Origin of the sequence: Nocardioides sp. NPDC059952 (assembly GCF_042730435.1) — a bacterium.
GTDB lineage: Bacteria > Actinomycetota > Actinomycetes > Propionibacteriales > Nocardioidaceae > Nocardioides.
The window spans coordinates 23,839-43,379 of sequence record NZ_JBHWLY010000003.1; the positions used below are offsets into that span (position 1 = coordinate 23,839).

The following is a 19,541-nucleotide window of genomic DNA, read 5'->3' on the forward strand; positions in this document are numbered from 1 at the left end:
ATGCCTCAGACGTGGTAGATGTCGACGACGTGGTGGATGTAGTCGTTCTTGAGCACCACGGTCTTGCGGCGGATCTGCGGCTGCTCGCCGGAGAAGTCGATCGTGTAGAACGACGTGCCGTAGTAGGGGTCGACGGTCTTGTAGCGGAAGTACATGGTGTGCCAGTTGAAGCGCACGTCGACCAGGTCACCGCGGCGCTCGATCACCTCGACGTTGCTGATGTTGTGCGACGTACGCGGCTCCGGCAGCGAGGTGGCCGAGGACCGCTCCGTACGGATCCGGAAGACCCGGTCCTCCAGGCCACCCTTGTTGGGGTAGTAGATGAGCGACATCTCGGTCTGCGGGTCCTCGGTGAGGAGGTCGGCGTCGTCCCAGCAGGGCATCCAGTAGACGACGTCGTCGGCGTAGCACTCCAGCCACTTCTCGAACTCGCGGTCGTCGAGGAAGCGGGCCTCACGGTAGAGGAACTGCTCGATCGAGTTCTGGGTGATGAGCTTCGCCCCTGCCGGGGCGGCGTTCTGGGTGAGCGTCATGGTCAGTTGCCCTTCTCGTTCGCGATGGCCGTACGCATCTGCTCGGTCCACTGCGCGTGCATGACCGGGTAGAGACCCTCGTCCTCGTTCTTGGCACCGGCCGAGATCACGCCTGGCATGTCGAGGGCCTCGGCGACCTCGTCGGGTCCGGTGTGCCAGTGCTCGGCGCCGCGGCTCATGTCGTTCCACGGAGCCGCGGAGGCCTGGTAGGTCAGGAAGCAGGAGCGGAACTCCTCCAGGTCGTCGGGCGTGGCCATGCCGGAGGCGTTGAAGAAGTCCTCGTACTGCCGGATCCGCCAGGCCCGGGACTCAGGGCTCTCACCCTTGGGGGCGATGCAGTAGATGGTGACCTCGGTCTGGTCGACCGAGATCGGACGGAAGTGCCGGATCTGGGTCGAGAACTGGTCCATCAGGTACACGTTCGGATAGAGCAGCAGGTTGCGCGAGCCCTTGACCATGAACTCGCCCTTGGCCTCGCCGAACTTCTCCTTGAGCGTGTCCATCTGGTCCCACAGCGGTCGGTCGGCGGGGTTGGCCGCCCAGGTCCACAGGCACAGGTGGCCGTTCGGATAGGACCAGTAGCCGCCACCCGCCTTGCCCCAGCTGCCGGCGTCGACGGTCTTGGTGGTGTTCTTCGACTCGCCGGTGTTGCGCCGCGAGGTGGTGGCGGCGTAGTTCCAGTGGGTGGCGGTGACGTGGTAGCCGTCGGCGCCGTTCTCCGCCTGGACCTTCCAGTTGCCGTCGTAGGTGTAGGTCGAGGACCCGCGCAGCACCTCGAGCCCGTCGGGCGACTGGTCGACCAGCATGTCGATCACCTTGACGGTGTCGCCGAGGTGCTCCTCGAGGGGCAGTACGTCCTCGTTGAGCGAGCCGAACAGGAAGCCGCGGTAGCTGTCGAAGCGGGCCACGTGGGTCAGGTTGTGCGAGCCCTCGGTGTTGAAGCTCTCCGGGTAGCCCGCGTCGTCGGGGTCCTTGACCTTGAGCAGGGTGCCGTCGTTGCGGAACGTCCAGCCGTGGAACGGACAGGTCAAGGTCATCCGGTTGTCGGTCTTGCGCCGGCACAGCATCGCGCCACGGTGGGCGCAGGCGTTGATCATGCAGTGCAGCTCGCCGTCCTTGTCGCGAGTGATCATCACCGGCTGCCGCCCGATGTAGGTGGTGAAGTAGTCGCCGGGGTTGGGCACCTGGCTCTCGTGGGCGAGGTAGATCCAGTTGCCCTCGAAGATGTGCTTCATCTCCAGCTCGAAGACCTCTTCGTCGGTGAAGATCCGGCGGTTGGCGCGGTAGATCCCGGCCTCGCGGTCCTCGACCACGGCGTCCGACAGGACGTTCTCGATGTGGCCCAGGCTCTCGGTGAGCGGTGCGGTCATGGTGATGCCTCCAACGGGTGACGGTCACCACACCTTCGCAAGGCAGTGGCGGTCGTCACACCAGGCGAATGCCCAGTTCCGACCTAGGCATCTATTGATCATTCGAATCGATCAATAGGCGTCAGTTTCGTCCTTGTTGTTTATCTATCGCGGACCTAGTGTGGCGATCGTCACCAGCTTTTCTGAGGAGCGCTTCCATGGAGCTACGCCACCTGCGGTACTTCGCAGCGGTCGCCGAGACCTGCCACTTCGGGCAGGCCGCGGCGCAGCTGCACATCGCCCAGCCGGCGCTCTCCCAGGCGATCCGCCAGCTCGAGTCCGAGCTCGACGTCACCCTGTTCACCCGGACGACCCGCCAGGTCTCCCTGACCCCGGCCGGCGAGTTCCTGCGCACCGAGGCCGCCCGGGTGCTGGCCGCCGTCGACGACAGCATTCGAGGCGTACGCCGCATCGGGGCCGGCCGCCACGGTCTGGTCCGCCTGGGCCTGACCGGCACCGCCTCCTTCTCGCACCTGCCCGGCATCGCCCGGGTGGTCAAGCGCGAGCTGCCCGAGGTGGCGCTCGAGATCCACGCCGACCTGCTCACCCCGGCCCAGTGCGAGCGGCTGCAGAGCGGCGCGCTCGACCTCGGCGTACTGCGGCCGCCCGCGACCGGCGAGGGGCTGACCCTGCGCACCCTCGAGGTCGAGCCCCTCGCGCTCGCCATCCCCGTCGACCACCGGCTCGCCGTCGAGCCCGTCGTGGCCCTGGCCGACCTGCGCACCGAGCCGTTCATCGCCTACAGCGCCCGCGACTCGGCGGTCAACGAGGCGGTCCTGCGCAGCTGCCGCGAGGCCGGGTTCGTGCCGCGCCGCGAGCACGAGGCGCCCAGCACCGCGGTCCTGCTGGCGCTGGTCGCCGCGGGCCTCGGCGTGGCGGTCGTCCCGGCCTCGGTCCGCGCTCTCCCGCTGGAGGGCGTGGTCTTCCGCGACCTGCTCGACGCGGGCAGCGTCGAGCTCTCCCTCGCCTACCGCACCGATGACGACAACCCCGTCGTCGACGCCGTCATCGCGATCCTCGAGGCCGCCGACCTGTTCACCGCACCCCGTCTGGAAGTTCCCCGATCATGAAGATCACCAAGATCGAGGCGATCCCGTTCGCCATCCCCTATCGCAAGCCGCTGCGATTCGCCTCCGGCGAGGTCCACACCGCCCAGCACGTGCTCGTCCGGGTGCACACCGACGACGGTGTCGTGGGTGTCGCCGAGGCGCCGCCGCGGCCGTTCACCTACGGCGAGACCCAGGCCGGGATCATCGCCGTGATCGACCAGCTCTTCGCCCCGCAGCTCGCCGGGCTCACCCTGCTCGAGCGCGAGACGGCCCGTGCCCTGATGGAGCGCACGGTCGGCAACCCGACCGCGAAGGCCGCCGTCGACATGGCGATCTGGGACGCCCTCGGCAAGACCCTGGACCTGCGGGTCGTCGACCTGCTCGGTGCCTTCACCGACCGGATGCGGGTCTCCCACATGCTCGGCTTCGACACCCCCGAGGCGATGGTCGCCGAGGCGGAGCGGATGCGGGAGACGTACGGGATCTCGACGTTCAAGGTGAAGGTCGGCCGCTCCCCCATCGAGCTCGACACCGCCGTCGTCCGTGCGCTGCGCGAGCGGTTCGGCGCCGAGATCGAGCTGTACGTCGACGGCAACCGCGGCTGGACCGCGGCCGAGTCCGCCCGCGCGATGAAGCAGATGGCCGACCTGGATCTGCTCTTCGCCGAGGAGCTCAACCCCGCCGACGACGTCCTCGGGCGCCGCTGGCTGGTCAGCCAGGTCGACGTGCCGTTCATCGCCGACGAGTCGGTCCCGACGGCGGCCGACGTGACCCGCGAGGTGCTCGGCGGCTCCGCCACCGCGATCAGCATCAAGACCGCGCGCACCGGCTTCACCGGGTCGCAGCAGGTGCTCCATCTCGCCGAGGGCCTCGGGCTGGAGGTCGTGATGGGCAACCAGATCGATGGCCAGCTCGGCAGCGCCTGCTCGATCGCCTTCGGCGCGGCCCACCGGCTCACCTCCCGCCGCGCCGGTGAGCTCTCCAACTTCCTCGACATGGCCGATGACCTGCTCACCGAGCCGCTCGAGATCCGCGACGGCGAGCTCGCCGTACGTCCTGGTGCCGGCCTCGGGGTCGAGATCGATGCCGACAAGCTCGATCGCTACCGCACCGACAACTGAACACCTGACCCCACCGCAACACGAGAGGACACACCCATGACCACCGACCAGACCCTCGAGTCCACCGAGGCAGCTTCCGCGGCCGCCTCGGGCGCCTCCGCCACCGAGCGGTTCGCTGCCGACAAGTCGCCGTTCGAGGCCGTCAAGGACACCCCGCCCGAGCGCGTCGACGTGCTGGCCAAGCGCGTGCTCGGCGCGATCTACGACACGATCCGCGAGGAGAAGGTCAGCTACGACGAGTACAACGCGCTCAAGGCGTGGCTGATCCAGGTCGGCCAGGACGGCGAGTGGCCGCTCTTCCTCGACGTCTGGGTCGAGCACGAGATCGAGAAGGTCGCCACCGAGCACCGCGAGGGCAACAAGGGCACCATCGAGGGCCCCTACTACGTCCCCGCCGCCCCGGAGCAGGGCGCGAACGGCACCATCCCGATGCGCGAGGGCGAGTCCGGCACCCCGCTGACCTGGGCCGGAAAGATCACCTCCACCGACGGCACCCCGCTCGACGGCGCCAAGGTCGAGCTGTGGCACGCCGACGCCGACGGTTTCTACTCGCAGTTCGCCCCCGGCATCCCGGAGTGGAACCTGCGCGGCAGCTTCACCGTCGGCTCCGACGGCGCCTTCGAGATCCACACGATCCAGCCGGCTCCCTACCAGATCCCGACCGACGGCTCCTGCGGCAAGCTCATCGCTGCCGCCGGCTGGCACGCCTGGCGTCCGGCACACCTGCACGTCAAGGTGTCGGCCCCGGGCCACGAGCTCCTCACCGCCCAGCTCTACTTCCCCGGTGACGAGCACAACGACGACGACATCGCCTCGGCGGTCAAGCCCGAGCTCGTGCTCGCGCCCGTCGCCGGCGAGGACGGCTCGGTGAGCGTCGACTACGGCTTCGTCCTCGACCCGGTTCGCGGCTGATGCTCTATCACGTACGCATGGACGTCCGGATCCCGCACGACCTGGATCCGGACGTCCGCGACGACACGATCGCCCGCGAGAAGGCCTACGCCCAGGAGCTCCAGCGCGCCGGGAAGTGGCCGCACCTGTGGCGGATCGCCGGGGAGTACGCCAACTTCTCGGTCTTCGACGTCGAGTCCCACGACGAGCTCCACCAGATCCTCTCCGGCCTGCCGCTGTTCCCCTACATGGACGTCCAGGTCACGCCCTTGGCGAAGCACCCGTCCAAGGTGGACTAGAGGCGTTCGAGCACTCGGTCGGCTTCGCGCCGCAACGGCGCGAAGCCGTGCTCGATCGCCAGCTGCCGGCCCCGGTGGGCATGGACCCGGGCGGTGTCGTCGTCCCCCTCGGCGTGGAGCGCCTTCGCCAACCCGATCCGGGCACGGGTCTCGGTGAACGAGGCGATGTGCGCGTGGCTGAGCCGGACCGCGTACTCATAGGTCTCGGCGGCGTCGCGGTGGCTCCCGGTCGCGTCGAGAGCAGCGGCATAGCTGCACGCCGTCGAGGCGACGAAACGTACGTCCCCGTGGGCTCGCGCGGTCAGGTGGGCCCGGTCGGCGAGCTCGAGCGCGGCGGCGTGGTCGCCCCGCACCAGGGCGAGCAGGCTGAGCTCCTCGAGCACGTTGGCCTCGGCGAACGGGCTCCGGTTGTGCGTGGCCTGCGCCAGCGCCGACTCCAGCCGTGAGCCCGCTGAGTCGAGCATGCCCAGGGCACGCTCGGCCGCAGCCAGGGTCGCGAGCTCGAGAGGGGTCGGGCTCCCCTGTGCCTCGCTCAGCTCGACCGCCTTGAGCTGGTGGGCGCGCGCTTCCTCGAAGCGGCCCTGCTCGGTGCAGGTGATGCCGTACGCCTGGTGGGCCCAGGAGCGCAGCCCCTCGGCGCCCTCGGCGTCGCCGAGGATCTCCAGCGCGCGCACGTAGGCGGCCTCGGCCTCGCGTCCCGAGTCGGCGACCCGGTAGCGGTGGCCCTCGACGATGGCCGCGAACGCCTGCCCCGGCATCCATCCGCTCACGTCGAGGAGGCGTCGCGCCCGGTCGGCCTCCGCCCAGGACTCGTCCATCCGGCCGAGAACCTCGAGGGCGTCGGAGCGCAGCGTACGCAGGAAGGCCTCGGCGCGGACCTCGTCCTCGTGCATGGCCGCTTCGACACCCACGGTGACGAGGTCGAGGTAGGTGGTCACGTCGAGGCGGGTCCGGTAGTGGATCCTGGACTGGTCGACGAGCTTCCAGGCGTAGTGGCGTCGGCGTGGGTCGGTCGCGACCTGCTTCGTGAACGCGATCAGCAGCTGGGCCTCACGGTCGAGCCAGGTGCGGGCGTCGTCGGCCGAGTCGAAGCGGTTGCCCGGCGACGACTCGATCTCCAGCGCGCGCAGGCGGCCCGGATAGACCGTGTCGGCAGCGCTGACCGCGGTGTCGAGGAGCCAGTCGGCGAGCCGGCCCTGCGCCTCCGGCTGCTCGGGATCGGCGGCGGTCAGATCGCCGGCATGGAGCCGGAGCAGGTCGTGGTAGTGGTAGCGGCCGACACCGTCGTCGGCTCTGTCGTCGGGCCTGACGGTCTGCAGCATGTTGGCGTCGACCAGGTCCTCGAGCAGCCGCTGTGTGGTGTCCGGGTCGCGGTCGAGGACGGCGCACGCCGGGGCAGGGTCGAAGTCGTAGGCCGAGATCAGCGAGCACAGCCGGAAGGCGCGCTGCGCCTCGGTCGGCATCGCGGCATAGGAGATCTCGAGGCTCGCCGCGACGCTCACCTCGCCGACGGCCAGCTCGGCGAGGCGGTGCGAGCTCGCGGTGAGTCGGTCGGCGTAGGTCTCGATCGACCATTCCGGGCGGCTCAGCAACCGAGCCGCGGCGATCCTGAGCGCGAGCGGGAGGCGGCCGCAGGCCAGCGCCAGCGACTCGCTCGCACGAGGCGCGGCGGCGACGCGCTCCTGGCCGACGATCGCGCCGATGAGGTCGACGGAGGCGTCGGTGCCGAGCTCGCCGAGGTGGATCTGTCGCGCCAGGTCGATCAAGCCCGCGAGGGCCGGCAGCCGGTGGCGGCTGGTGATGATCGTCCGGGTGGCACCGAGACCGGGCAGCAGCGGGATGACCTGGCCGGGGTTGTCGACGCTGTCCAGCACGATCAGCATCCGCCGGTCGGAGAGCTCGCTGCGGAAGAGTGCCGCGGCGTCGGCGTCGTCGGTCGGGATCTGCTGGCCGGAGAGGCCGAGCGAGCGCAGGAACCGCCTCAGCACCGATCCGGGTTCCACGGCCTCGCCCGAGACACCGTGGAGGTCGGCGTAGAGCTGGCCGTCCGGGAAGTCGCCGCTCAGCCGGGCCGCCGCGCTCAGCGCCAGCGCACTCTTGCCGGAGCCCGCCGGACCGGTGACCAGCACCGCCGCACCGCCCCCGTCGCCGAGCCCGGCCTCCAGCGTCGCCAGCTCGACATCGCGTCCGATCAGCACCGGCGCCGCCGGCATCTCGCGAGGTACGTCCCGCCGGCGCGCGCCCTCGACCAGCGTCGGTCGCCTGGCGTGCCAGCGTCCTTCCAGCGTGCCTTGATGCACGTCCTCGAGCACCGGACTCGGGTCCAGCCCGAGCTCCTCGGCCAGAGCCTTGCGAGCGGTGTCGTAGGCCGCGAGCGCCTCGGCCTGGCGACCGGCCGTCGCCAGCGCCTTCACGTACGCCGCCCACAACGGCTCGTCCAGCGGCCGCAGCCGGGCGAGCTCGGCCACGATCGGGAGCGCCTCGATGACATGGCCCTCCTCCGCGGCCCGGCTCGCCCAGCTGAGCACGACCGCGACGTACTCGTCCTCGACCGCGCCCGAGAGCCACGGCGCCTGCTCGAACCCCTCGGGGCGCCCACGCCACAGGCGCACCGCCCGGGTCAACGCGTCCATGTCGCCACTCTCGACCAGCTCCCGGAACCGGACCAGGTCGAGCTCGTCGGCGGAGGCGTCCAGGCGCAGGGTGCTGCCTTCCTGGGTGACCGCGATCGGCGCGACGAGGGCACGCAGGCGCCGGAGCAGCTGGGCCATCCGCCGGCCCGCGGCCTCGGAGGTCAGCTCCGGCCACAGCAGGTCGAGCAGCTCGTCGCGGGCGACCCTCTCCCCCGGCTCCAGGGCCAGCCGCCTCAGCAGCAGCCCGACCTGGTCGGGCACGTCGAGCGGCGCCCCGTCACGGACGACGACGGTCGGGCCGAGGACGGCGATGCTCGCGTCCGCGCTCTCGGCCGCCTCGCGACCCGGCGTGGGGTCCTCGGCGAACCGGGCCGTCTCCTCCTGGGTGAGGTCCAGCGCATCGGCGAGCGCACGCAGCGAGGCCGTCCGCGGACGCCTCGTCCTCCCCTGCTCGAGATCCCGGATCGAGGCGACGCTGAGACCCGAGGCGCGGGCCAGCGCACCCTGGGTCAGCGAGCGCGCCTCGCGCATCTGCCGGAGCCAGGGACCGAACGACCCTTCACGGCGCACCCTGGCCTCCGTCAAGGCCCCGAGCCTGGTGAGTCACCACGAAATCCTATCGAGTCGGTCGATGCTGGACTATACGGCGCTCGCTGCGGGCGACGCCTGGTCGACTCGACCCGCAATAGCACGGAAACCTCGGCGTTCTACTGTGGTGGAGCCCGAGTTCAACGGACAGCAAGGCCTCCAGGCCGGGAAAGCGGACACCTCCGGGCACGACCACCGTCTGCTCCGAGCAAGGAGATCACCCATGAGCACCTTCCATGTCCCCGCCGTCGACATCGCTGCGTACGTCCAGGGCGGAACACCCCAGGAGAAGGCGGCCGTCGCGGCCGCCATCGACACCGCCTGCCGTGAGGTCGGCTTCATCCAGATCCTCGGCCACGACGTCGCTCCGTCGGTGGCCGAAGGCCTGGCCGCGGCCATGGACGACCTCTTCGCCCTGCCGCTCGCAGAGAAGACCCGGTGGCGCCGCCCGGCCGCCGAGAACCGTGGCTACACCCCGCCGAAGTCGGAGACGCTCGCGCTCAGCGCCGGCGTGCAGTCCGAGACGCGGATGAAGGACTTCTTCGAGGCCTTCAACGTCGGCTCGTCGGTCTCCGACCATCCCGACGCCGACCTGGTCGCCGCGCACTACGCGGAGAACACTTGGCCCGCGATCCCCGACTTCCAGGTCCGCATCGACGCCTGGCGCGCCGAGGCCGCCCGGGTCGCACGCACCATGGTCACGATCTTCGAGGACGCGCTCGACGTGGAACGGGGCACGATCGCGAGCCTCGCGGCCCACCCGATCGAGGTCCTGCGGATGAACAACTACGCCCTGCCCGAAGGCACCCGCGTCGAGGTCGACGAGGACATGATCGGGATGGGCGAGCACACCGACTACGGCATTGTCACGATCCTGTGGGCCGACCGGGTCAAGGGCCTCCAGGTCCTGCACGGTGGCGAGTGGCACGACGTCAGCCCGGCCGAGGGTGCGCTCCTGATCAACCTCGGCGACCTCACGACCCGGCTGACGAACGAGCAGTGGCTCTCGACGCTGCACCGGGTCAAGCCGCCGATCGTCGGTGGCACCATCCAGCGACGCCGGTCGGCCGCGTACTTCTTCGACGGCGACGCCGAGGCCAAGATCGGCCCGCTGCCGGGGTTCGTCGACGACGTGCACCCGCGCCTCTACCGCGACGTCACCGTCGACGAGCACATCGCCGCCAAGCTCGCGGGCTCCCGCGCCGGCGTCCTCAATGCGGCCGCCGGCCGGGAGGCGGCCCGCGTGCTCACCGCGGGTCGCTGACCAGTTGTGCTGGCGAATGCGTCGGGTGACATCGGGGCTAGGGCCGGTCCAGGCCCGCGGCGGCAGCGGCCCAGCTCCACAGCGCCTCGGCCTCTCCGCGACCCGGGCGGGTCGCAGACCGGTAGCTCGTGGGGCGCTGGCGGCGATCGTGCCAGAAGGTGCCGGACGGCGGGGTGGGCTCGGTGGCCGCGAGCCACACCGCCGTGTCCGCACCCTCCTCGGCCGGGCGCAGCAGCGGTCGGCTCAACGTACGGAAGGCGGGGAGCGATCGGGCGAGGCCCGGTGTGTCCGCCCAGCCGGGGTGCATGACGAAGGTGGCGATCCGGTCCGGTGACCACCGCCGGTCCAGGATCGGTGCCAGCTCCACCTGCATGCGCTTGGACCTCGCATAGGCCACGGCGCCCTGGTAGGTGCCTTGCTCGAACTCGGGGTCGTCCACGGGAAGTGGCTGGGTGTACATCCCGCCCGAGGCGACGAAGACCTGCCGGGCGCCGCGCTCGGCGCGGCGCAGGGCCGGCAGCAGCTGCTCGGTCAGCCGGATCGGCCCGAGCACATGGGTGGCGACGGACAGCTCGTGACCCTCGACCGACTCGGTCCGCTCGGGCGGCATGACGCCCGCGTTGTGCACGAGCACGTCGAGAGCGGTGCGGCCGCCGTCCCGCTCGCAGAAGTCTTCGGCGAACGCGTCGATCATGGCCGGATCGGAGACGTCGCAGCGCTCCGTCCGAAGCTCGGCGGCCCGCCCCTCGACGCGCAGCACCCGCTCGATCCGGGCAACCGCGGGGGCGGCGCGTTCGGGTGAGCGTACGAGGATGTGGACGCGTGCACCGAGGCGGGCCAGACCCAGCACGGTGGCCTCGCCGAGACCGCTCCCGCCGCCGGTGACCACAGCGGTCCGCCCTGTCAGAGCTCCGGGACGCGGGTCGTTCTCGGCCCAACGACGGTGACGGATCGCGTAGCCGAGGCGGGAGTAGCCCAGCAGGACCGTGCGGTCGAGCACGCGGTCGAGACCCTGGTCGGGCGCTGCGGTCCGGCTCATGTGCGCACGCCCCCGAGGACGTGTCGCAGCGCCTGCTCGGCCTCGACGAACCGGAAGCGGTGCTCGAGCCCGAGCAGTCGTTGCGGGACCACCCGCTGGTTGGCGAAGGCCACCTCCTGCGCCCCTTCCCTACCCAGGAGCAGGCGGGGCCCGAACGAAGGTGTCGGCAGGATCGCCGGGCGGTGCAACGCTCGCCCCAGCGCAGCGGCGTAGGCGCGCTGCCGCAGCGGAGAGGGGGCGACGGCGTTCACCGGGCCCGAGAGTCCGGGATCCACCAGAGCCCGGTGGTAGATGTCGACGAGATCGTCGATCGCGATCCAGGACTGCCACTGCTCCCCCGAGCCCATCGGGCCGCCGAGTCCGGTGGCGAACAGGGGCCGCTGCAGGCGCAGGGCCCCGCCACGCGGGCTCTGCACGATCCCGGTGCGCACCAGGACGACCCGCATCTCCGCGTCGACGGAGGCCAGGGCCGCCTCCTCCCAGTCACGGACGACGTGGGCGAGGAAGTCGTCCCCGGTCGTGGAGTCCTCGGTGAGGACCTCCTCGCCACGGTCGGCTCCGTAGATCCCGATCGCGGACGCACAGACGAAGACACCCACGCCGGCCTCCGCAGCGGCCCGGGCGAGCAGACGGGTGGGCCCGATGCGTGAGCCGCGGATCAGCTCCTTGTGCCTGTCGGTGAAGCGGCCGGCGATGCTGTGGCCGGCCAGGTGGACCACGGCGTCCACCCCGGCCAGCGAGGCCGGGTCGGGGTCGTCCGGGTCCCAGGCACGCTCGTCGGGCGCGCTCGGGCGGTGGCGCACCAGGCGGACGACGGTGTGCCCGCCGGTGGTCAGAAAGGCCGAGACCGCGCTTCCCACCAGGCCGGATGCGCCGGTGACCGCCACGGTGAGCCGAGGTGTGCCGGCCGCCGAGCGGTGGGCGGCCAGGTCGTCGGCGAGCTGACGCTGCCGGTAGGCGAACATCGGCTCGAGCAGTCTCCTCGGCAGTGTCGTCGTGACCCTGTCGACCACGGTGGTGCCCTCACCGGCGCTCTCGAAGTCGTGTCGATGGTGCCACGACACCGGCACCAGGAACGGACGCGAGACCAGGCGGTCGGCGAAGCTGCGCTCGGCGACGTACTCCTCGGGCAGGTGCTGGGCCACCCATCGCCGCCCGGCCGGGAAGGCGAGCACCGCGGTGCCGCCGGCGAGGTCCTGGGCCTCCTCGGCGATCCGGACGGGCTGCCACGGGGGCACCAGCCGCTGGAACGCGCCGGGCCGGCCGTGCCAGTCGAAGACGACGTCGGCCGCGTCCGGCACGGTGTGCCGGAACTCGTGGGTCGTCGTACGGAAGGTCATCAGTTGGAGTCCTTCAGCTCTGCCAGCCGGGCCAGTGCCACGCGACGCTCCTCGGCGTGGTCGACGATGCGTTCAGGGTAGCCGTCGGCGAACCCCTCGGGGTGGCGCCACGGCTCGTGGGCCGCCGCCCCTGAAAGGTGGCGAAGCTCGGGTACCCAGCGTCGGACGTAGTCACCCTGGGGGTCGAACTTGAGGCCCTGGGTGATCGGGTTGAAGACCCGGAAGTAGGGCGCGGCGTCAGTTCCGGTCCCGGCCACCCACTGCCAGCCGTGATTGTTGGAGGCCACGTCGCCGTCGAGGAGATGGTCGAGAAAGTGCCGGGCGCCTACCGGCCACCAGATGTGCAGGTCCTTGACCAAGAAGCTCGCGACGACCATCCGCACCCGGTTGTGCATCCAGCCCTCCGCGAGCAGCTGGCGCATACCGGCATCGACGAACGGGAATCCGGTCGTGCCCGACTTCCACGCCTCCACCAGCTCGGGGTCCTCGTCGTACTGCATGCCGTGCATCGTTCCCCGCAGGTCACGCCATGCCGACCCCGGTTCGTGCCAGAGCACATCCGCGTAGAACTCACGCCAGGCCAGCTCCGCGACGAAACGCTCGACATCCTCCCCGGAGGCACCGGTGTCGTGCGCGTCCAGATCGGCCAGGAGCGTACGCGGGTGGATCTCGCCGTACTTCAGCGCTGTCGAGATCCGGCTGGTCCGGTCGAGGTCGGGCCGGTCCCGGGCCGAGGCGTAGCCGGCCAGCTCCTCGGCACAGAAGTCCTCCCAGCGGTGGAGCGCCGTACGCTCGCCGGCCTCCTGGTCGAGATCGTCGGGATGGTCGGGCAACGGCTCCGAGTCGAGCTTCGTCATCCACTCGACCTGAGGGTCACCGGCGGGTGCCCTCCATCCGTGCTCGCGCCATGCCCGTAGGAAGGGGGTGAAGACGCGGTAGGGCGCCCCGCTCGCGTTCCGGACGCGGCCCGGGGTCACGGCGTAGGAGCTGCCGGTGCCGACCAGCCCGATGTCGGCGTCCGCCAGCCGCTGCTCCACCTCCTCGTCGCGCCGCCGGCCGTAGGGGGTCGTCTCGGTCGAGATGTGCACCCGGCTCGCTCCGGCCTCGGCGGCGACCTGGGCCACCACCTCGGCCGGGTCGCCCTGACGGATCACCAGCGCACCGCCCGTCTCCTCGCGCAGTGCTGCGAGCGAGGCCAGCAGCCGCCCCCACCTCCGCCCAGTGCCGGCCAGGCGCGGGTCGAGCACGAACAGCGGCACCACGTGCCCTTCGGCGGCCGCGGCCTGCAGGGCCGGATGGTCCCCCAGCCGCAGGTCTCGCCGGAACCACATCAACGACGTCGTCATGGGTGGTCCCGTCCGCCGGCCTCCAGGCGGATCTGGGCAACGTCGATGGCCTCGGCCCGGAAGCCCGCCTCGCAGTAGGCCAGGTAGAACTCCCAGGTTCGACGGAACTCGTCGTCGAAGGCGTCCGACTCGATCGTCGACCACGCGGCCAGGAAGGCGGAGCGCCAGCGGCGCAGGGTCTCGGCGTAGTCGGCTCCGAACCTGTCGGTGCGGGTCACGCTCAGGCCGGCCCGGGCGGCCTGCTCGGAGATGGCGGTGGCGGACGGAATCAGCCCTCCCGGAAAGATGTGCTTCTGGATCCAGCCGTAGGAGTTGCGGGTCGCCAGATAGCGCTCGTGCGGCATCAGGATCGCCTGCAGGGCGATCGCCCCGCCCGGACGCACCAGCCGCGACAGGGCGGCGAAGTACTCCGGCCAGTAGCGCTCGCCGACCGCCTCGATCATCTCCACGCTGACCACGGCGTCGAAGGTGCCGACGACGTGTCGGTAGTCCAGCACGAGCACCTCGACCCGGTCGGTGTAGCCGACGGCCTCGACCCGTTCCCTGGCCAGCGCCGCCTGCTCGACCGACAGCGTGACGGTGGTGACCCGTGCGCCGCGCCGAGCCGCCTCGATCGCGAGGGTCCCCCACCCCGTGCCGATCTCCAGCACCTCGTCACCGGCACCGACGCCGGCCAGGTCGAGGACCGCGTTGACCTTGCGCAGCTGGGCCTCGTGCAGGCTCTGCTCGGAGAGGGGCCGGGTGTGGTCGAACAGAGCCGAGCTGTAGCTGAGGCTGGGGTCGAGGAACGCGGCGAACATGTCGTTGCCCAGGTCGTAGTGGGCGGAGATGTTCTCCTGGGAGTCCTCCAGGGCACCCCGCTGCTCGGCGGGGATGGGCTGGTCGACCAGGCGGTGCAGCCGCCGCATCCAGCCAGGGAGCGGCCGGGAGAGGCGCTCTGCGTAGGGAGTCAGCGCGTCCGCGAGATCGGTGCCGTCCGCGGCGTGCCAGTCCCCGGCCGAGTAGGCCTCACCGAGGCCGATCTTCGGGTTCGCCGCGATCCGGCCGTAGAACGACTGCGGGCGCCGCAGCTCGATGGCCGGCCTGCCTGCGGCAGGTGATCCGGCTCGCTGGTTGAGCAGGCTGCCGTCGGGGAGCACGACGTCGACCGGGACCCGCCGGGTCGCCACGCGCAGGATCTGCTTGGCGATGCCTGCTCGCAGGCTCCCGGTCGCGGGCGGCGCGCTCTGCACCGGCGGCTCGAGGGTCACAGGCTCTGCACTCATGATGTGGCCTCTTTCTGAGGAACAGGACGGGGGAAGACGGGCAGCCTGCGCAGCCACAGCCGGATCCCGTGGAACCGGATGAGCGCGCTGACCCGATGGGGCATCAGCAGGTGGGTGAGGCTGACCCGCAGCAGCGCACGGCGCGTCGCGGGCTCCGGGGTCCCGCGGGTGGTCGCGGTCAGCACGCGTGCGCCGTCGCGGTCGAGGCCGACGGTCACGGAGACCTGTCCGGGGTCGACCTGTAGCCGGATGTCATAGGTCCCGGCCATGTCGTTGAACGGCGATACGTAGAAGGCCTTGTCGGTGCTGGCATGCCCACGTCGATCGATGTCGAGCAGGTAGGCGTGACGGCCGCCGTAGGTGTTGTGCACCTCGAAGACGACCGCGCGCAGCACACCGTCGTCCGACTGCACCCAGAAGACGGTGAGGGGGTCGAAGACATGGCCCAGAACACGGGCGTTCGCCAGCATCAGCACCCGGTCGGTCGGCGCGAGGTCGAGGCCGCGGCCGGCGAGGAACGCGCCGAGATCGCCTCGGACGCCATGTCCCGACGAGCCTTTGTCGAGATGGTCCTCGGCCCGGAACCCGGCCAGCGGACGCAGCCATGACGGCAGGCGAGGCAGGTCGTCGACGTCGATGAGCCACTGGTAGCTGCGATGGCGGAACGCGTGCCGCAAAGGCACCTCTCGGGCGTGGCTGACATGGCCGACGACCAGCGCGGGCACCTCGGGAAAGACCGGTGACGGGATCACCACATCACCCCGAACGACTCCGCCGCCTCCACCCCGGAGCGACAGCCGTCCTCGTGGAAGCCCCAGCCGAGGTGTGCACCGGCGAAGGCCAGGCGAGGTCCGCCGGCCGTACGCAGCCGGGCCGCTGCCGCGACCGCCTCGGTGGTGAAGACCGGGTGCTGATAGCTCATCCGTGCGGTGACCGTGGCCGGGTCGACATGCTCGGTGGCGTTGAGCGTCACCACATGCTCGTCTTGGTCCTCGAGACCCTGGAGCCGGTTCATCCAGTAGCTGACGACCACCTTGTCGGCGCCACCGCCGCACGAGGCGAGGCGATAGTTCCAGGACGCCCGGGCACGGGGCGAGGCCGGCAGCAGGGCGGCGTCGCGGTGCAACCAGGTCTCGTTCCGCGAGTACCCGATCGCCCCCAGGTCGGCCTTCTCCTCGGGAGTCGCATCGGCCAAGAGCCTCAGGGCCTGGTCGGCGTGGGTCGCCACCACCACACGGTCGAAGCGCCTGAACCCGGCCTCTGTTCGCACCTCGACCCCGTCGGCGTACCGCTCCACAGCGGTGACCGGTTCGCCGACACGGACCTCACCCACCCGCTCGGCGATCTTGTCCACATAGGCGCGGGAGCCGCCCACGACCGTGCGCCAGGTGGGTGACCCGGTGACCTGGAGCATCCCGTGGTGGTCGAGGAAGGCGAACAGGTGCCGCGCCGGGTAGGCGGCAGCGTCCTCGTCACCGCACGACCAGACGCAGGAGACCAGCGGAACGGCGAAGTGCTGGACGAAGTAGTCGCTGAAACCGCCTTCCTCGAGGAACTCGCCCCACGTCAGATCGCTGTCGGTCTCGAGGAGACGGCGGGCGCGACGGTGGAACCGCGGCACCTGCGCCAGCATGCGCAGGAAGCGCGGGTCGCCGAGACGACCCGGGTCGGCCAGGATGCCGCCGAGACCCTTGCCGCCGGCGTAGGAGAGGCCGCAGTCGTCGCAGACGATGCTCATGCTCATCTCGGTCGGCCGGGTCTCGACACCGAGCTCCCCGAAGAGGCGGATCAGGTTCGGATAGGTGCGCTCGTTCATCACGATGAAGCCGCTGTCCACACGCAGAACGGCGTCCGATGCGGTCGAGACGTCGTGGGTGTGCGCATGGCCGCCGAGCCTCTCCTCGGCCTCGAAGAGCGTGACGTCGTGGCTGCGGGCGAGGAGGTACGCCGCGGTCAGCCCCGAGACTCCGCCACCGATCACGGCGACCGTCGGTCTCGGGGTGTCGGCCGCTGGGCTCATGGGGAACTCCCTCGTCAGGCAACGGCATCGCCGCTGGCTAGTTTCTGAAATCGAACGTACAATGTTTGTACAAGGTATGTCAAAGGTTTGAAAGGGGCACGATGATGAAGATCGATCGAACCGTGGAGACCTCCGCAGCGACCTCCGAGGTGTTCGACTTCCTGGCCGACTTCACCAACACCGAGGAGTGGGATCCGGGCACGGTTCGCACCGACCGCATCTCCGGGGACGGCGGGGTGGGGACTGCGTACGCGAACACCTCTCGCTTCCTCGGGCGCAACACCGATCTCACCTACGTGGTGGAGGTCTATGAACCCGGCACACGCCTCGTGCTACGCGGCGAGAACAAGACGGTCGTGGCTCATGACACGATGACCTTCGTACCGACAGCCGCGGGCGGCACTTCCGTGCGTTACGTGGCCGAGTTCGAACTGAAAGGCATGGCCAGGATGGTCGCCCCACTGCTGACCCCCGCGTTCACGCGGCTGGGTGACTCCGCGTCCGAGCAGATGCGCACGACACTGGACCGACTGGCCCGGTAGCCGCGCAGATGTACACCATCAAGCACGCGGCACAGCGGGTCGGGATCACCACCGCGACGCTTCGTGCCTGGGAGCGCCGGTACGGCGTGATCGCTCCCGACCGGACCGAGAGCGGCTACCGCCTGTACGGCGATCGCGACGTCGCGGTGCTGCGCTCGATGAAGGAGCTCGTGGACCAGGGATGGTCGGCCAGCCTGGCTGCGGCCGAGGCGATCCGGATCGATCGCGCGCAGCCCGCTCACCAGATCGCTGCGGACCCGCGGAGCGACGGAACCCGTCCCGCCCTCGACCTCACCGATCGACTGACGACCGCCGCGTCGGCACTCGACACCACCGGCCTGGCCGCGACCCTGGACCAGGTGTTTGCCCTCGGCGGCTTCGAGACGGTCATGACCGACCACGTCTTCCCTGCCCTGGAGGACCTCGGGGACGCCTGGGCCGACGGCCGGGTCAGCGTCGCCGGCGAGCATCTGGCCTCGAACGCGGTGATGCGTCGCCTCGCCCTCGCGTACGAGGCTGCGGCCGCCCACGGCCACGGGCCTCGCATCGCGCTCGGGACAGCATCCGGCACCCGCCACGAGATCGGTCTCTTCGCCTTCGCCGTCGCCGCCCGACGCCACGGTATGGACACCGACTACCTGGGCGCCGACCTGCCGGTCGACGACTGGCTCGGCGTCGTCGATGATCCCGCCCTCGCCGCCGCGGTGCTCGTGATCCCCACCACCGCCGACATCATCGCCACCGCCGCGGTGATCACCGCCGTCCACGACCACCGCCCCGATCTCCTCGTGGCCGTCGGCGGAGGACAACAGAGCCACGCTCCCGAACCCGCCGTACGCCTGGGTCACGACATCGTGGCCGGCGCGAGGACCCTTGCGGCCCTGATCTCCGCGAGGACCTCCGTCTAGTCAGGCAGGGTGGCGCGGAGCACGCGCACGGTGTTACCGCCCATGATCGCCGCCACCTCGGTCTCGTCATAGCCTCGGTCGACGAGCTCTTGGGTGATGGTGGCCAGATCGCTGGTGTCCCAGCCGACGGTGGTGGACCCGTCGTAGTCGCTGCCGAGGGCCGCCGTCTCGATGCCACCGACCTCGACGACATGGTCGATGGCGTCGACGACGGCCTCGACGGTCAGGTCGCACACCGCGGCGTCCCAGTAACCGACGCCGACGACGCCGCCGGTCGCGGCGACCCCGCGTACCTCCTCGTCGGTCAGGTTGCGGTTGACGTCGCAGGTCGCCTGTACGCCACCATGGCTGAGCACCACCGGCTTGGTCGCCATCGCGAGCATCTCGGCGACCGCGGCGTGGCTGGCATGCGCGATGTCGACGATGATGCCGCGACGCTCCATCTCGGCGAACACCTGGCGCCCGAGATCGGTGAGGCCGCCCTTCTCGACACCGTGCATGGAGCCGGCCACCTCGTTGTCGAAGAAGTGCGTGAACCCCGCCATCCGCATGCCGGCGTCGTAGAGCGTGTCCAGGTTGTCGAAGTCGCCCTCGAGGTTCTGGAGACCCTCGACCGAGAAGAGCGCACCGGCGACCTGCTTGCCGGCCTCACGGTCGGCGATCAGGGCATCGAGGTCGGCACGGGTGCGGATCAGCCGCAGCTTGCCGTCGGAGTCCGCCGCCGCCTTGTCGAGCTTCTGGGCGTGGTAGAGCGAGCGGTCGAGCAGCGACGTCCAGGTGCGGGGCGGCTGGAGCTGGGCGAAGGTCAGCAGGGTGATGTTGTCGGTCTCGCCGGTGTTGCTGTCGTAGTTCTGCCCCTTGGGCGACTTCGACACCGACGAGAACACCTGCAGCGCGACGTTGCCGTCCTCCATCCGGTGCAGGTCCATGTGACCCCGGTCCGAGTGCTCGAGAAGGTCGCGGTCCCACATCAGGGTGTCGCTGTGCATGTCGATGACCTGCAGCGAGTCGTGCAGCTGTCGCGTCTCGGGCGTGACCTCCGGCAGGCTGGCCGGACGGATCTTGTTCTGGCCGTTCTCCACGATCCCGGGTGCCAGCGCGAAGAAGCCGGCGCCCCCGATGACGAGAATGGTGAGTACGGCCAGGAGCAGGCGCTTCGTCCAGCGTCTTGTCATTTTTCTCGGGGTCCTCTCGGGCAGGCTCGGAACGGCCGAGCTCACGGCGGGGACGAGTATCTCGGCACGTACGTCGGCGGCCGGTGAATTGGACCGAATCGCTCGTCCGTCCGGACGAT

General features: G+C 70.4%; 17 protein-coding genes. 7 read left to right on the forward strand and 10 right to left on the reverse strand.

All coding sequences use genetic code 11. From position 1 onward, the window contains the following. Window positions 1-5: 5 nt before the first annotated feature. Both benB and benA read right to left on the reverse strand, forming a co-directional pair. The gene (benB, locus tag ACFV9G_RS01940; protein ID WP_378724417.1) at window positions 6-533 is read right to left on the reverse strand and encodes a benzoate 1,2-dioxygenase small subunit; all 528 of its coding nucleotides are present in this window, start codon (window positions 531-533) and stop codon (window positions 6-8) included. Between the two features lie 2 nt (window positions 534-535). Further along, complete coding sequence (gene benA / locus ACFV9G_RS01945) at window positions 536-1,903, reverse strand: benzoate 1,2-dioxygenase large subunit (protein ID WP_378724419.1); 1,368 nt, start codon at window positions 1,901-1,903, stop codon at window positions 536-538. A gap of 197 nt (window positions 1,904-2,100) precedes the next feature. Between benA and ACFV9G_RS01950 the strand changes: the two genes are divergently transcribed. Genes ACFV9G_RS01950 through catC form a run of 4 tightly spaced genes read left to right on the forward strand, consistent with a single transcriptional unit; the run spans window position 2,101 to window position 5,302 of the window. After that, complete coding sequence (locus ACFV9G_RS01950) at window positions 2,101-3,012, forward strand: LysR substrate-binding domain-containing protein (RefSeq protein ID WP_378724421.1); 912 nt, start codon at window positions 2,101-2,103, stop codon at window positions 3,010-3,012. Next, complete coding sequence (locus tag ACFV9G_RS01955; protein ID WP_378724422.1) at window positions 3,009-4,112, forward strand: mandelate racemase/muconate lactonizing enzyme family protein; 1,104 nt, start codon at window positions 3,009-3,011, stop codon at window positions 4,110-4,112. The genes ACFV9G_RS01950 and ACFV9G_RS01955 overlap by 4 nt, the downstream gene beginning before the upstream one ends. A gap of 36 nt (window positions 4,113-4,148) precedes the next feature. Further along, window positions 4,149-5,024 carry a catechol 1,2-dioxygenase gene (gene catA / locus ACFV9G_RS01960; RefSeq protein WP_378724424.1) on the forward strand — a complete coding sequence of 292 codons (876 nt, stop codon included), beginning with the start codon at window positions 4,149-4,151 and terminating at the stop codon, window positions 5,022-5,024. Continuing rightward, window positions 5,024-5,302 (forward strand): muconolactone Delta-isomerase, encoded by a 279-nt coding sequence (gene catC, locus ACFV9G_RS01965; RefSeq protein WP_008361945.1) that lies wholly within the window; start codon window positions 5,024-5,026, stop codon window positions 5,300-5,302. The genes catA and catC overlap by 1 nt, the downstream gene beginning before the upstream one ends. Here the strand turns inward: catC and ACFV9G_RS01970 are convergent. Next, the gene (locus ACFV9G_RS01970) at window positions 5,299-8,520 is read right to left on the reverse strand and encodes a BTAD domain-containing putative transcriptional regulator (RefSeq protein WP_378724426.1); all 3,222 of its coding nucleotides are present in this window, start codon (window positions 8,518-8,520) and stop codon (window positions 5,299-5,301) included. The genes catC and ACFV9G_RS01970 overlap by 4 nt on opposite strands. Window positions 8,521-8,746: 226 nt before the next feature. On the opposite strand from ACFV9G_RS01970, the gene ACFV9G_RS01975 reads away from it, so the two are divergent. After that, window positions 8,747-9,787, forward strand: coding sequence for an isopenicillin N synthase family dioxygenase (locus ACFV9G_RS01975; RefSeq protein WP_378724428.1), 1,041 nt, complete (start codon window positions 8,747-8,749; stop codon window positions 9,785-9,787). 37 nt (window positions 9,788-9,824) lie between these two features. Here ACFV9G_RS01975 and ACFV9G_RS01980 read toward each other — a convergent pair whose 3' ends face one another. From ACFV9G_RS01980 to ACFV9G_RS02005, 6 genes are read right to left on the reverse strand one after another with little or no spacing between them, the layout of a single operon-like run. Further along, a complete protein-coding gene (locus ACFV9G_RS01980; protein WP_378724430.1) occupies window positions 9,825-10,826 on the reverse strand; it encodes an SDR family NAD(P)-dependent oxidoreductase in 1,002 nt (333 codons plus the stop codon). Beyond that, window positions 10,823-12,166, reverse strand: a complete 1,344-nt coding sequence (locus tag ACFV9G_RS01985) for a TIGR01777 family oxidoreductase (RefSeq protein ID WP_378724431.1) — start codon at window positions 12,164-12,166, stop codon at window positions 10,823-10,825. Before ACFV9G_RS01985 ends, ACFV9G_RS01980 begins: the two co-directional genes overlap by 4 nt. Continuing rightward, window positions 12,166-13,512: a cryptochrome/photolyase family protein gene (locus tag ACFV9G_RS01990; RefSeq protein ID WP_378724432.1), complete on the reverse strand. Its 1,347-nt coding sequence runs from the start codon at window positions 13,510-13,512 to the stop codon at window positions 12,166-12,168. Before ACFV9G_RS01990 ends, ACFV9G_RS01985 begins: the two co-directional genes overlap by 1 nt. Further along, complete coding sequence (locus ACFV9G_RS01995; protein ID WP_378724434.1) at window positions 13,509-14,777, reverse strand: class I SAM-dependent methyltransferase; 1,269 nt, start codon at window positions 14,775-14,777, stop codon at window positions 13,509-13,511. Before ACFV9G_RS01995 ends, ACFV9G_RS01990 begins: the two co-directional genes overlap by 4 nt. Next, window positions 14,774-15,529, reverse strand: coding sequence for a DUF1365 domain-containing protein (locus tag ACFV9G_RS02000; RefSeq protein WP_378724435.1), 756 nt, complete (start codon window positions 15,527-15,529; stop codon window positions 14,774-14,776). Before ACFV9G_RS02000 ends, ACFV9G_RS01995 begins: the two co-directional genes overlap by 4 nt. Beyond that, entirely contained in the window at window positions 15,526-16,797 is a 1,272-nt protein-coding gene (locus ACFV9G_RS02005; protein WP_378724437.1) for an NAD(P)/FAD-dependent oxidoreductase, read from the reverse strand. The genes ACFV9G_RS02000 and ACFV9G_RS02005 overlap by 4 nt, the downstream gene beginning before the upstream one ends. 104 nt (window positions 16,798-16,901) lie before the next feature. Between ACFV9G_RS02005 and ACFV9G_RS02010 the strand changes: the two genes are divergently transcribed. Continuing rightward, the gene (locus ACFV9G_RS02010; protein ID WP_378724439.1) at window positions 16,902-17,339 is read left to right on the forward strand and encodes an SRPBCC family protein; all 438 of its coding nucleotides are present in this window, start codon (window positions 16,902-16,904) and stop codon (window positions 17,337-17,339) included. An 8-nt stretch (window positions 17,340-17,347) separates the two neighbouring features. Further along, window positions 17,348-18,247, forward strand: coding sequence for a MerR family transcriptional regulator (locus ACFV9G_RS02015; RefSeq protein WP_378724441.1), 900 nt, complete (start codon window positions 17,348-17,350; stop codon window positions 18,245-18,247). On the opposite strand, the gene ACFV9G_RS02020 is transcribed toward ACFV9G_RS02015, so the two are convergent. After that, window positions 18,244-19,422 (reverse strand): dipeptidase, encoded by a 1,179-nt coding sequence (locus tag ACFV9G_RS02020; RefSeq protein ID WP_378724443.1) that lies wholly within the window; start codon window positions 19,420-19,422, stop codon window positions 18,244-18,246. The genes ACFV9G_RS02015 and ACFV9G_RS02020 overlap by 4 nt on opposite strands. Window positions 19,423-19,541: the final 119 nt, after the last annotated feature.